12 protein-coding genes are annotated in these 13,211 nt (G+C 40.9%); 2 read left to right on the top strand and 10 right to left on the bottom strand.

Annotated elements, in window-relative coordinates; all coding sequences use genetic code 11:
• Positions 1–275: 275 nt before the first annotated feature.
• From MHH50_RS14660 to MHH50_RS14635, 6 genes are all read right to left on the bottom strand, one after another.
• Complete coding sequence (locus MHH50_RS14660; protein ID WP_340034527.1) at positions 276–1,184, bottom strand: NAD(P)/FAD-dependent oxidoreductase; 909 nt, start codon at positions 1,182–1,184, stop codon at positions 276–278.
• Positions 1,185–1,464: 280 nt separating this feature from the next.
• Positions 1,465–1,977, bottom strand: coding sequence for a DinB family protein (locus MHH50_RS14655; protein WP_076125721.1), 513 nt, complete (start codon positions 1,975–1,977; stop codon positions 1,465–1,467).
• 414 nt (positions 1,978–2,391) lie between these two features.
• Complete coding sequence (locus tag MHH50_RS14650; RefSeq protein ID WP_076278438.1) at positions 2,392–2,937, bottom strand: CueP family metal-binding protein; 546 nt, start codon at positions 2,935–2,937, stop codon at positions 2,392–2,394.
• A gap of 214 nt (positions 2,938–3,151) precedes the next feature.
• Positions 3,152–4,018, bottom strand: coding sequence for an SDR family oxidoreductase (locus tag MHH50_RS14645; protein WP_340034526.1), 867 nt, complete (start codon positions 4,016–4,018; stop codon positions 3,152–3,154).
• Positions 4,019–4,213: 195 nt separating this feature from the next.
• Entirely contained in the window at positions 4,214–5,965 is a 1,752-nt protein-coding gene (locus MHH50_RS14640) for a HAMP domain-containing sensor histidine kinase (RefSeq protein ID WP_340034525.1), read from the bottom strand.
• A complete protein-coding gene (locus MHH50_RS14635) occupies positions 5,962–6,717 on the bottom strand; it encodes a response regulator transcription factor (RefSeq protein ID WP_076125728.1) in 756 nt (251 codons plus the stop codon). Before MHH50_RS14635 ends, MHH50_RS14640 begins: the two co-directional genes overlap by 4 nt.
• Before the next feature lie 191 nt (positions 6,718–6,908).
• Between MHH50_RS14635 and MHH50_RS14630 the strand changes: the two genes are divergently transcribed.
• Together MHH50_RS14630 and MHH50_RS14625 are read left to right on the top strand one after the other, a co-directional pair.
• The gene (locus MHH50_RS14630) at positions 6,909–7,940 is read left to right on the top strand and encodes a M23 family metallopeptidase (RefSeq protein ID WP_340034524.1); all 1,032 of its coding nucleotides are present in this window, start codon (positions 6,909–6,911) and stop codon (positions 7,938–7,940) included.
• A 200-nt stretch (positions 7,941–8,140) separates the two neighbouring features.
• The gene (locus MHH50_RS14625) at positions 8,141–9,016 is read left to right on the top strand and encodes a deoxyribonuclease IV (protein WP_076190399.1); all 876 of its coding nucleotides are present in this window, start codon (positions 8,141–8,143) and stop codon (positions 9,014–9,016) included.
• 362 nt (positions 9,017–9,378) lie between these two features.
• Here the strand turns inward: MHH50_RS14625 and MHH50_RS14620 are convergent, their stop codons facing one another.
• From MHH50_RS14620 to MHH50_RS14605, 4 genes are all read right to left on the bottom strand, one after another.
• Positions 9,379–9,990, bottom strand: a complete 612-nt coding sequence (locus MHH50_RS14620; protein WP_312150615.1) for a pentapeptide repeat-containing protein — start codon at positions 9,988–9,990, stop codon at positions 9,379–9,381.
• Between the two features lie 13 nt (positions 9,991–10,003).
• Positions 10,004–10,339: a hypothetical protein gene (locus MHH50_RS14615; RefSeq protein WP_076307777.1), complete on the bottom strand. Its 336-nt coding sequence runs from the start codon at positions 10,337–10,339 to the stop codon at positions 10,004–10,006.
• A gap of 433 nt (positions 10,340–10,772) precedes the next feature.
• Complete coding sequence (locus MHH50_RS14610; protein ID WP_076220658.1) at positions 10,773–11,102, bottom strand: hypothetical protein; 330 nt, start codon at positions 11,100–11,102, stop codon at positions 10,773–10,775.
• A 3-nt stretch (positions 11,103–11,105) separates the two neighbouring features.
• Positions 11,106–13,139, bottom strand: a complete 2,034-nt coding sequence (locus MHH50_RS14605; RefSeq protein ID WP_340034523.1) for a hypothetical protein — start codon at positions 13,137–13,139, stop codon at positions 11,106–11,108.
• Positions 13,140–13,211: the final 72 nt, after the last annotated feature.

The following is a 13,211-nucleotide window of genomic DNA, read 5'->3' as shown; positions in this document are numbered from 1 at the left end:
AATAAAAGCCACAAGAAAGTTACTTTCTTGTGACTCAAATAAATACAGCAAATCCAGCCCCAAATGGAGTTAGATATGGATATATTTTCGAGTGAAAAGAAGTAGTAACTTTCTTGCATACAAAGAATAAAACAAACGAAATAAACCATTGTTGTTGTTTTATTCATCATGGGACGCAAGAATAATTACTACACTATACTTTTCAACTCCGATCATTAATTTGTAATTATGTTATCATGCATATTTATTATTTTCAACTTCCTACCCATAATTCGTTAAAAAAGTTCAAATTCTTCTTCTATAAGATCCATATTTACACTCATAGCTGTCCGACTCCCGTCAGCCGCGGCAAACACTAACTGAGAAGGCATAAAATAAGAAACATCTCCAGCCGAATATAATCCTGGAATCGAGGTTCTCCCCGACCCATCCGTGCTAAACCCACCAGAATCATTCCGCTCTACAGTCAAATGATCTACGATTGATGCCGTTTGGATCAAATTCGGAGAAATAAACCCTCCCGTTCTTAAGATCTCAGTACCATCTGCAAAACGAACCGCCTGAAGTTGCCCGTCATGCCCTATAAAAGAGGAAATTGTTTGTTCATTGACTACAACTCCCTTAGCCTCAAGACTTTTTTTCTGTTCATCTGAAAGGAATGTCTTGCCGTTCGTGCAGATAACCAAATCTTTACTCCAATTGAGCAGCATTTTAGCCATATGAAAAACATGTGGATTTTCGCAAACAACGACAAGGGGTTGATCTCGTAATTCCCAGCCGTCACAATACGGGCAATTAAACAGACTTTTTCCGTATAATGGTCGTAAGCCCTCTATCTCAGGAAGGACCTCTTTTAACCCAGTCGCCAAAATCAATCTGCGAGCTTCAATATGATGACCAAACGAATCATGTACCGCAAATCCAGAATCAATTTTGTTAATCGAAATAATCTCAGTCTGGATATGCTCAACTGACGGATAACGTAGTACCTCCTCATACGCAATGCGACGAAACTCGGCTGGTGTAACCCCGTCTCTTGTAATAAAACCATGTGATGCATGGGTAACAGCATTCCTTGGCTGATTATTATCAATTAAAGCTATTTTTCTTCTTGCCCTACCAAGAACAAGGGCTGCGTTCAAGCCTGCGGGTCCACCACCAACAATAATGCAATCGTAAATCATATGAATCATCTCCTATATGCAGATATTAAAGACTCTTTTTGTCTATTATTAAACCAAAAAAAATATTCGTTCCATCATAGACTTAATGAATCTATAATATCTCTAGATTAACTAAAGTGTCAACCCAAACTTTCCGAACCTCCGTGAATTTTATTTAGTGTAATACTAGAAAAAAGTAAATAAGCCCATTACCGTATGTTTGGAAGTAACTTAATACTCCAATATATCAGGTAAGAGCTATATGTTGAACTTACTTGGCAGTGCAGGGCTTCCTCACTTATCAACCTTCACCGTTTGCTAATTCTAAATCATCAGCCGAGGGTCCGTAAAGACCAGGTACCGGCACGTCAAGCAGCCGCAGATAAACTCCAAGCTGCGCCCGGTGGTGAACCATATGATTCAATCCGATGGTACGAAGCGCAGCTGCCCGTGTCTGACGACGGATGATCTGCTCCCCGTTCCGCAAGGTCCACTCCGCGCCGAGCATCTCCACATTGCTTGCAGTAATTAATTCCTCAATCTCACGAGCTTTCAGGTCGAACTCTTGTAGAACCGCGTCGGGACTCTCCAGTGCTTCTCGTCGATATGCCACAGATGCCAAATCAAACTCCGAGTAAAGTAGAATTGCGGATTGCCAGCTCAGAAGATTAACGAGGTGTGTGGCCAGCCCACCCAGGCTCATTGACTTAGAGTGTGGTTTCCATGTCATATTCTCCTGAGGCAGCTTCTCCAGTATCCGACGTGTACCAGCCAGCTCTTGCAAAACATCCCCAATGATCAGCTCTTTAACCATTCATCTCTCTCCTCTCTTCTGTAAAGCAATTTCTTTTGATCATTCGTGTGATAGTTTGGATTCCTTTTACCCAAACACTTTCTAACTCTCCGGTGGATCGGACCGAGGTGCACTTATTTCGTAGATTTATGACATTTCACGAGGTTATCGGACCCAGATGCAGTTATTTCCCTAAATACACTCCAATTCTGCGCCATTTCAAGCCAATAAGAGCTATGCAGTCCGATAAGCTTGAGAAATGCCGCGAAAATTTAAAATAGCTGCAATGGAGTCCGATACGATGGACATTTGGCGAAAGTCCAATACAGAATACATCAGAAGGAAGATCTAATTGGATTATCAATAACGACTTCGACATCGCTTAAGAAACATCCTGCTGAGCATTCGCTTTTCAAGTCTTCTCTCTGCAACTTTTTAGATACTTTCTGCCAATTGCATAGTGGTAACACATGTATTATCACTCTTAAAAGTGGAAAGCTCAGATTTTGCTGTTTTTCCGTCCTGCTCAATGGTTACGTTATATTGTTTGTCCCGGGGCAACCAAAGATCAATAAATCCGTTAGATAGCGATTTCATTTCTTGATCCACAATCACATTGCCTTCGCTGTCTTCGATATATACTTTAAACTCATCATCCGTTAATTCCCCTTGGCAGCCAGTCAAGCTATGTGTTGCGCAAGGATGCGTATTCTCCACATATGGAGCTATAGAAACAAAAAACTCATCTTTAGGCAAGTCGTAAGTTTTCTCTTTATTGTTACTATCGGTTACAATAAGTTGCTCAGAAGTGATAGACGCGGACAGGTTTTCCAGACTGCTTGAACTATATTCTTGCACTAATTGCTTAATGTCGGTTGTATCTTGTGCTGAAGGCGTATCCTTATCGATACCTCCCAATAACAAATACGCACCTAATGCAACAACCGCCGCTCCCGATACCACCAAGATATTTCTTTTCATTTGTAATCATCTCCTTCGCTTATTCGCCAGATTATGTACTCACTCAAAGTATCTTCCATTTCTTTTAGTATAACTAGTTAGACTAAACTAACACAATTATGAACAAGGCAAAATAGTGAAAAGTTATGTATTTGATTCATCCTCTATCAACACAGAAAAAAAGGCCTCCTCACTGGTTTTTCAACCTCGAGGAAGCCTTTTATCTTTTATATTATTATGCTTGTAAATTACCGACCATAACACGAATGACATCCGCAAGAGGAGTAGCTGAACGTTTCAGCAGTTTCTCTAAATCGCTACTTTCAATATTAAGCCAACCTTCACGAATCCCACGTTGTATAGCTACAACTATTGGAAGCGCAGCTTCTGGGACACCCACCTCCGACATGGTCTTGGCATAAGCCTCGTCGTCAACCTGGATTACTTTGATTTCTTTACCGATTACACTGCCTATGATCTCAGTCAATTTCTCTTGTGTTAAAGGGTTGCCAGACAATTCATACACTGTGTTCTCATGTCCGTCACCTGTCAGAACATTTGCTGCAGCTTCTGCATAATCTCCGCGTGTAGCCCAGCCAACTTTACCATTCCCTGCTGAAGTCACCCATGGGGCACCTGCTAGAGCACCTTGAATGGAGCCGATCTCATTCTCCAAATACCAGTTATTACGGAGGAAGCTGTAAGGAATGCCTGTTGCGCGAATAGCTTCTTCGGTGATGCGGTGAACTTCAGCAAGAAATAGCTCACTCTTGTCTGCTTGTCCTACACTTGTGTAGGCAATGAAGCCGACGCCTGCTTTTTCCGCAGCAGCAACAGCTGCTTTATGTTGACGAATCCGGGTTTCATTATCACCATCTGCAGATACGATTAATAATCGATCCACACCGGCAAATGCTGATTCCAGCGTCTCAGGTTGATCAAAATCACCATGACGGACTTCCACTCCACGTGCCTGAAGATCACTTGCTTTTTCTGGGTTCCGCACACTAACTACAAGATCACTTGCGGGTACAGTTTTAAGTAAAGCTTCTATCACCAATGATCCGAATTGACCTGTTGCTCCTGTTATTGCTATTTTCATTTTTACTTCCTCCTCAAATTAGGATGATAAATTTATTTTAACCACTACCTGTAACTATTGTAGTTACAATCAGTTTGGATGTCAACTTATTTATGATCCCAACTCTGGCTGGATAATAAACAGGAGAATTAAAAAATTATATTCAGAACAAAAAAACCACCGTCATTTCCGTTAGGAAAAACGCTGGTTCTATGATTAGCTCCAACTCAACTTAATAATGGTTCCTTGTCCAGGGCTACTCTCAACAGCAATCCTGCCCTCCATACATTCGATTAATCCCTTGGAGATCGCCATGCCAAGGCCGGATCCGTTGGAGCTAGATACGGTGTCCGTTCCTCGATAATAACGTTCAAATAATCGGTTAAGTGTGACTTCATCCATTCCATCGCCATCATCGGAAAATTGAATAGTAAATCCACTGTCCAAATCATTCATAGTAAGCGAAACCGTTAAAATCGTATCCGAGGGGTTATGAAGTAAAGCATTCGCAGTCAAATTGTTCACAACCCGCTCTAGCCATGGAGTATACAATCGGGCTCTCACTTCGTTTGGTGCCGGCACAAATATAATTCGCTGCTTCCCGTATTCGGGATTTGCAGCAGCTTGATCAAGGGTTTGATGTAACCAAGAGTTCAATTCCACTTCCATCAGCTCTGGTGGCTTGATCCCTGTTTTTAGCCGATAGGTCATGGCAAGATCACTGATCAGCATGTCCATATGGGCTGATTTATCCAGCATCGTCCTTGTAAACTTGCGAACTTCCTCTTTCGACCAATCATACGAAGGCTCCGCCAGTAAATGGGCATAACCAGTTATAGAAGATAAAGGAGTTTTTAAATCATGTGTAACACCTGCGATCCATTCTTCCCTCAAATTCTCTGTTTGTTGCCGCAACGTCTGATCTCTTTGCAAATTAGCAGATAATTTCTCTATGGAGACCATTACATCAGAAAAAACCCGGTATCTCCGCCTCCATTTACCTACGTGTGTTCGACTACGACGATTTCCTTTACGGTCCAAAGGCTCTGTATATATGGCATTTCCAATAGAATCGAGCCATACAAGCATATGCAGCATTGGCGCTCCAAACCTATGAGCTTGCCATAAAGATAGCAATATAAATGCAAGCAATAAAGCCGCGAGCATTGCTAATGTGCCTTTAATGACAATTTTAACCTCTTCAGGTACCCATACCTTTTGTCCTGTATCTGCACCCTTTACGTTCGGTTGTCCAACGATCCATGTTTGGCCCGTTTGTTTATCAAAAGAAGATCGGACATGATAGCCGTAACGTTCACTGTAGAGAGTGCGTAGTGCTAGCTCTGGCACTGAGTACTTGGTGGGAATCATCTTTGGCCTATTATAGGAGAGCAGCTCCGTACCCGATGAATCGATGAGTTGAACAAAAGCCTGTGATGATTTAATTTCTCTTTCAATCGAATCAGGCAGAACCAGATCTCCATCTACTGCATCAAATGTACCATCGCTCATTTTTTTTAACAGAGGATCTAGTATATTTGGCGCGCCATAAAGAAGTGTGAATTGTCTCCCATTTTTCTCTTGAATCCATACAGCCAGAGTATACGGAAAAGGCTGAGTCCCTGTCCAATAGGCGACTACTTCACCCGGTCCATATTGAATTGGGACATCTTTTGGAGTGTTGTAGGCACTTTCAACTTTTCCATTTTCATCGATATTTTGCAGCCAGCCCTTATTCTTCTTCACTTGCTCCAGCAAGCTCGGGGAAAATTGAATGCCCTTCTCATCGATTTTGGAGGATTCAACCAGTTGCTCTAAGCCAACATTAGCAAAATCACGCGTAATACTGATATCGAGAAAACGCAACAGCATCCAAGTAAACGTTACTGCTGCAATAGCGAGAACAACCATTCCCGTAATTGCTAGCTGTAGAACGAACCTTAACGTTAACCGACGTTTGATATTCATGGCATGGACAACTCCTGGCGGTCTACCTTCACCAGCTTATAACCAAGACCCCTAACGTTAACAATAAATTTTGGATCGGACGGGTCTGCTTCGATACGTTCTCTAATTCGATGAATATGAACCATAACCGTATTATCATCGCTCAGTGCTTCATCGCCCCATACTTTCTCATATAACTCACTTTTGCTGAAAATCTGATTGGGATGTTTGCATAAGAAGACCAGCAGTTGAAATACAAGTGCCGGACAAGCAACAGACTGACCCTCTACCAGGAGTTCTCCCGCTGTCTCATCTAGCTTAAACCTTCCGTAATCATATACATTTGCAGATTTATGGGGGACTATTTCTACACTCTTGCCAGTAGCCTGTTGGTTAGCAGAAGCAAAATATCTCCGCAGTTGTGCTCTTATACGAGCCACCACTTCAAGCGGGTTAAAGGGTTTGGTAATATAATCATCTCCGCCTATAGCAAATCCCGTTAATTTATCGAAATCAGACGTTCGAGCAGTCAGAAAAAGAATAGGGGCATCTGTCGTCTGACGGATAAAAGGGCAGATTTCGATACCACTTCGTCCGGGCAGCATTACATCCAGCACAATTAAATCATATTTTTTGGATTCACAGGCACTTACTGCTTCTTCACCTGTTTGCACTGTATCTATATTGGCGTAGCCTTCCTTACGCAGCACTGTCTCCATAATGTCTAAAAGCGATACCTCATCATCAACCAATAAAATTGAAGCCTCATTCATATAAATTTTCCCTTTCACAATAGACGTTTTTAACATCATAGCATGATTTTTTTGGCTAGCAATCTTACTAATCTTAACGGAAGCTTAATTCGTATTCATTAAACAGCTAGTAAATTATGTAAGTGTTAATATAGAATTTCAGAAGAGCTAAGGATAGACTGCTACAATCGTAATACTGGGAGGCGACATATATGAACAAAAAACCTAAAAAAATCATTCATAAAGTTATTTTGAATACAAGAACTGCCTTGGCTGTAGGGTCATTGTCTTTATTAATGGCTGCCTGTGGAGGAGAGAATGCAGATGTGCCGACTACTGAAAAGGCGGAGCAGACAACAAGCCCGGCCACAGCTGCCATTCTGAGCGGATTTGCTCCAGATGAACTATCAAAGATTCTACTGGACGGGAAGTACAAGGAGTTGTATGCCCGCTTTAATCAGCCTTTAAAAGATGAAATAAGTGAAGCAGAATTAACAGAGACAGGAAAAGAATTCACTAAGGGTATCCATACATTGGAAAAGGCATCGACCATGCAGCTTAATGGATTTGATCGACGCACATGGGTTAGTGATGCTGGCAATAAGGGGCTTGTCGGGATGTTTGATCCGGATGGGACGATTACATTAATTCAAGTTCAAGAGCTTACCCCTTCTCCTGAAACCGACAATGTACTAAGCAAACATGAATACGCACTGCCGTTTGAGGGAGATTGGTATGTATTTTGGGGTGGTGAGAATGTGCTTGTGAATTATCATTATGAGTTAGAAATCCAGCGGTACGCTTACGATTTTATCCAAACCAAAGATAACTATTCCTATACAGGAGATCCACTAAAAAATGAAAGCTATTATGCCTTTGGCAAAAACATTCTCGCTCCAGCGGACGGCACCGTTGTATCGGTTGTGAATGACATTAAAGACAATGAGCCAGTTGGGGTCATGAATCCGAATCAAGCTACCGGAAATATCGTTGTCATTGATCATGGCGGGGAATATAGTCATTTGGCGCATCTCAAACAAGGGACAGTTACTGTAAAACCGGGGGATAAAGTCGAAAAAGGTGAAGTTATTGGCTTAACAGGTAATTCTGGTAATACGAGCGAGGCCCATCTACACTTCCAAATCTCAGATGGAGCTGATCTATTCACTTCCCGGGCAATCAGAGTTAAATGGGAGAAAAATTTAAAACCAATTCAAGGTGAGACTATTTCCGCCGCTAATTAGCGCTAAATTCCGGGTCGCTAAGGTTGTCACTCATAAATAATAAATCAGATGAGACAACCTTGATCTTCCCTAAAAAACATCCTACTTTCTTGTAATACCAATACATATAATCCGGGTAATTCACAAATAATAATAGACATATAGGATATATAGTGACTAAATATGGCTCTCTTTTCAGAGGAAAGGAAGTGTCAACCCCGATGTCTTTACTCCTAGGCTCTCATGTGTCTATGACCGGAACAAAAATGCTCCTTCGAGCTAGTGAAGAGGCAGCCTCTTATGGAGCGACCACCTTCCTTTTTTATACCGGAGCCCCACAAAATACACGCCGCAAACCCATTGAAGCTTTGAATATTGAAGCAGGACATGCTCATATGAGAGATAACGGTATTTCTAATATTATTGTACACGCTCCATTTATTGTTAACTTAGGAAATACACTTTCGGCACAGGTCTTTGAGCATAGTATAGAGTTTCTTCAATCAGAAATCATAAGAACAGAAGCTTTGGGTTCAACCCAAATCGTCCTACATCCTGGCTCCCATGTTGGTGCTGGCTCTCAAGCTGGAATCTCTCGGATCGTGGAAGGCTTAAACGAAGTGCTAACAGATAAACGAAATGTTCAGGTTTCATTAGAAACTATGGCTGGAAAAGGTAGTGAATGTGGAGTCTCTTTTGAAGAACTCGCAGCTATTATTGATGGAGTGACCCATAATGAGCGTCTATCAATTTGTTTGGATACTTGCCATATCCATGATGCCGGTTATAACGTAAAAGAAGATTTTGATGGCATATTGGATAAATTTGATCGATTGATCGGAATAGAGCGCCTAAAAGTCATTCACATCAATGATTCAAAGAATATTATGGGCTCACATAAAGACAGGCACGAAAATATAGGGTACGGATATATCGGCCTTCAGGCGCTAAGATATGTGGTCCACCATCCTCAACTAACAACTATCCCCAAACTCCTAGAGACTCCCTCCATCGGTGAAAAGAAATATGTAAACGCACCCTATAAGCATGAGATTTCCTTGTTAAGGGGAGAAACAAATGAGCTGGTAAAAAAATAAAAACCGCCAGCTACGCGGTTTAACCATAATCGACCTATTCGACTTTAGGCTTCCCATTAGTTAGGGTATAAATTGGTTTAACTTCGGATGAAACACTCTATTTTTGCAATTTTTCTTCGTAATAAGAATGATCAAGTAAACTAACTCTAATCTTTTATTCTGTTTTCAAGATGTGATAAACATTCTAAACTTTTTTATTATCCCAGCTTTTTGGGTTCCTATAATTGACAAAAACTCATTTCTACTTATGGTACAAGCGGGAACGAGCTTTAAAAGTTTATCAAGTGTTTGAATGGTTAAGTTTTTGCTTTGTTGGTTGTATTATTCCGTAAAAATTAACTTATCTAACATTGTTTTGAAATTTACTCATAACTCAAAATGTTATCGTTTAACCATTTTTTAGCTTCTTCACCTACTAGAATATTCGGTTGTTCAGGAGACCCAATATTGATGCTTTTAATAAAAGCCTCTTTAAGCCCCCGAACTCCAGTTAATATAGCTCCTTTTAGCAATGCTCCTTCAAACGTAGCTAACCGTACATCCGCATTAAATAATATTGCATTCCGAAAATCCGTTTCATCAAAAAGTCCAGCAACTAAATTAGCATCTGATAAATCAGCTTTAATAAACACTGTCTCAATACATTCACAATCAGCAAATCTAGCTCCTTTAACCTTAGCATTTGTAAAGTCCGCATATGAGACATTAGATTTACAAAAGTCTGCCCCCTCTAAACTTGTAGATATAAAAGTTGATGAACTAAGTAAAGATAAAGAGAAATCTTTACGATTTAAGTTCATACCATCAAAATTACAAGCAGTAATATTTGCTTGGTCTAATGGATAATGTGATAATTCCACATTACGCAAATCAATTTCGTCTATACCTAGTTTCTCACCTTGTTCTCCAATAGTTTCAATCCAAATACGATGTGATTCTAATCGAATCATAATATCTTTGTTTTCAGTTGTCATACCTAACCTCCAGCTATGGATACCAAATAATCCTATCTGATATTCCAGATTTCTCTATTGCTTCTTTTAACTGCTCGACATGTTCAAGAATCATGTCTCTTTTATCCACAATTATATTGTAGTTTTTATCCAGTTCTTTATTAATCGCTTTCATCGCATTATTTACTGTAAATGCACCTTTTTTAGGTGATGTATGACCATTTGGGTAAGATAGGAAACTTTTAACGTTCCATTTAATGTTATTTGTTGTATCAATAAATTCCGCTCCACCATTTCCTTGTGGGTCACGTACTATTTTCCCTAGTTTACCTTGTTGTTCCAAATCTATTCCTGTCTCTCTTTCTTTCAAACCTTGATCCCTAATCTTACCACGCGGCAAGTAGCCAGATTGTTGCGAACAATTTGCAGATAAGTTCTGACAATATTAATAGTCGGGCTAACTGTTCCAAATGATGCTTTGCCTTTTTTTCTCTCTATCGGGGCGGCGTATTCTACAGTTGCGAGTAAATTTGAAAAAACCGAAAGAAAACGAAGACAACAAAAAAACAGGTCAATCATGGTAGTATCTGACCATAATCGACCTGTCCAATGTAACGGAATAGCGTTGTTTAGGTTATAAAATTAAAGCATTTGATGTGCGTACAAACGAAATCGAGAAATCATTATACGGGTATTACTTGGGTGAGATGTGTTCTTGCGTGAATGATGAGTTCATTCGGCACTGGGTAGCCCCCACAATATTTACTAAGTATTAAAGAGAACATAGGATTGTGACATCAAAACTATCCTATAAATACAACTGCGTCTTTACGTTGAAATGCATTGGGTAACTTTTCCTTGATTCCTTCTACTCTTTCAAATAATTTGGTTTTCTGTTCTTCTTCTAGATTCTGATCCGCCCACTCTTTTAATTGATCAAGTTCAGCAAGAATACTTGGCAAATCTTCCTCTTCTACATCAACTCCTGTTGAAAAAAGATCTACCCATCTTAATCCTAAGGATTGGATGGCAGGTATCCAACATTCTTTGAAAAAGGATTCCGTAGCAACTGGAAGAAAGAAGTGTTTTTCAAAATCGTTTTGTGGATCAAGGATCATTACACTAATTGCCATCTGTTATTCACCTCCAAAAACAGCACTGAATTTATAATCAGGAAATTCTTTTCTAAGCTGATTCAAACTGTTTTCAACTGCCTGTTTCAATTCAGGTGTATTTCCATCTAATCTGAAAACAAATTCTCGAATATTCTTAATACTATCGAGATCTGGTATTTCTGTCGATCCATTCTTTGTTGCCCGTGTAGAAGTTGCATTTTGAAGTTCATTAATTCGATTTCGAGTTTTTGTCAGTATTTGCTTGTCAGCAAATTGCTGTGGAGTTTGTGCAGGTAAGCCCGTTTTAGGATTAACTCTGTCAAGACCTTGAGCAGACTTGTCCTCGTAAAAAATCTTTTTCACCAGATCAATTTCATCAAATTCACCAAGTGATTCTCCTCTTTGGTTTACAATCTCAACCTCTTTAGCACTTTTAATCTTAGGAACTTCACCCGTCCCCTCAATCTTACCACCTTTCACATCCCCAAACCCATTCATCTCATTTATATAATGCTCCTGCACAAATGTTTTGGGCAGTGAATTTGAATCCATGGGGATCTTTCCTACACTGAAAGGCACACCTTCTGGCGTGCTTAAAAATGACTTGAATTTCGGGAGTTCAGCCAAGTGACCGGAATTCTGGAGGACTTTATTAAGGTCCTTCACGCCTTCCATCGCTTTAGTAGCAAAATCTTGTACCCCATCGGCCACTTTTCCTACCTTTGTACCCTTAGTCACAGATAGCCCCGGTACCAATACAGAAGCAGCTGCACCCAGCATGGAAGCCTTTTCCTCCGGCGTTCCCTCATTAAAGTTATGATACATCTTCTTCGCTGCTTCTGCCAATACTTCTGGATGTTGCATGAGATAAGATGCTGTATCTGCCATTTCCTGTGTCGTCTTCTCCGGGTCAATGACAAAATGGAATGTAAACGTTACTGTATCCACAACACCCATAACGGTTTCCTCGATAAGTGATCCCATAAATGCGCGCGTAACCGCATCCGCTTGTACCACTTTTTTTCGCCACTCGGTCATTCCGTAGGTTGATTCCAACCATGAATAATACGCCAGTATTGAATTGGTTTCGTTAGGTTTTAATACATGCGCTTTAAAATAGTTGAGTGTTATCTCATTCTTATTGTTATATGCGGTAATCGGTGTCCCATCTGGCAGCTCCATCGGTGGAATATTTAGTCGTTCCCCTACGAGTTGGCGCTTAGCCCAGGCTCCCTGTTCTCCTGATTCCATCGCCATTCGGATCATCAGCAGATACGATTCATTCTGAACTAATGCTACGCTGCTGGTAGTAATTGACGGATCATAATCACACGCCTTAACCGCTGGTTTCTTGAAATACCCACTTAGGTCCTTACCTGCTTGGTAATGGACTTCGTCTATGCCTAGATATTTCAGCTTTTGGCGTGCGTCTTCCGCCAGGTTATGCATTGCGTCCATTTGAGTCTTGTTTCCAAACGCTTGATAGACTTTATATGCGGTCTGCGCTTTTGCAATTTGATCCCGTGCCTGGTAGATATCCTTCAGCTTGCTATGGGCTGCAATAGAGTCGACCGTTCCCGGCCCGGAATTCTTAACCGTTGTTTGGAGTTTCTGCACCAAAGGATCGCTATTCAACTCATCCCGTCCCATTAAAGCAGCAACCGAGGTGATCAGTTTCGTGACCATCTTCTGGGCATACGTTGGGATCGGAAACTGCCCACTTGCACTGCCTCCCCCAAGTTTTCCGAACATCCCTCCAAGAGTGCTAAACTGCTGAAAAAGTTGATTAGCCTGCCTCTTGTTCTCATCCTGTGCGCCTTGAACACCTTTTAGTGCAAGACGAATAATATCTTCAAGCTTTTCAGCTTCTACCGTCAGTTCATTGATAAGCGTCTGAGCTCGTATCAAATCTGAACCTAGCGGAATACCACCCCAGTTATTGGTCTGACCTCTCAGCTGCAAGTACAGCCGGTTGGTATCTTGGCTTACCAGTCTGATTTTTGTCCGCAGGCGTTCGACTTCATCTTCTTTAAATACCATTTTGTCCAATGCCATTTATGACCTCCAGTTCTTACACTTAGACCATCCAATGCACTACTTTTTTCGCCCCCTCAGGTCTTTATGTAC

Origin of the sequence: Paenibacillus sp. FSL H3-0302 (assembly GCF_037982245.1) — a bacterium.
Classification (GTDB): domain Bacteria; phylum Bacillota; class Bacilli; order Paenibacillales; family Paenibacillaceae; genus Paenibacillus_AQ; species Paenibacillus_AQ odorifer.
The sequence above is the reverse complement of the archived record's forward strand: the minus strand, read 5'-3'. Positions and strand labels throughout refer to the sequence as shown.

Excerpts from the sequence above, each read along its gene's own strand:
- MHH50_RS14625 (WP_076190399.1), top strand. The coding sequence starts at position 8,141 with ATGTCTTTACTCCTAGGCTCTCATGTGTCTATGACCGGAACAAAAATG.
- MHH50_RS14610 (WP_076220658.1), bottom strand. The coding sequence starts at position 11,102 with ATGGCAATTAGTGTAATGATCCTTGATCCACAAAACGATTTTGAAAAA.
- MHH50_RS14605 (WP_340034523.1), bottom strand. The coding sequence starts at position 13,139 with ATGGCATTGGACAAAATGGTATTTAAAGAAGATGAAGTCGAACGCCTG.
- MHH50_RS14660 (WP_340034527.1), bottom strand. The coding sequence starts at position 1,184 with ATGATTTACGATTGCATTATTGTTGGTGGTGGACCCGCAGGCTTGAAC.
- MHH50_RS14630 (WP_340034524.1), top strand. The coding sequence starts at position 6,909 with ATGAACAAAAAACCTAAAAAAATCATTCATAAAGTTATTTTGAATACA.
- MHH50_RS14640 (WP_340034525.1), bottom strand. The coding sequence starts at position 5,965 with ATGAATATCAAACGTCGGTTAACGTTAAGGTTCGTTCTACAGCTAGCA.
- MHH50_RS14645 (WP_340034526.1), bottom strand. The coding sequence starts at position 4,018 with ATGAAAATAGCAATAACAGGAGCAACAGGTCAATTCGGATCATTGGTG.
- MHH50_RS14635 (WP_076125728.1), bottom strand. The coding sequence starts at position 6,717 with ATGAATGAGGCTTCAATTTTATTGGTTGATGATGAGGTATCGCTTTTA.
- MHH50_RS14650 (WP_076278438.1), bottom strand. The coding sequence starts at position 2,937 with ATGAAAAGAAATATCTTGGTGGTATCGGGAGCGGCGGTTGTTGCATTA.
- MHH50_RS14655 (WP_076125721.1), bottom strand. The coding sequence starts at position 1,977 with ATGGTTAAAGAGCTGATCATTGGGGATGTTTTGCAAGAGCTGGCTGGT.
- MHH50_RS14620 (WP_312150615.1), bottom strand. The coding sequence starts at position 9,990 with ATGACAACTGAAAACAAAGATATTATGATTCGATTAGAATCACATCGT.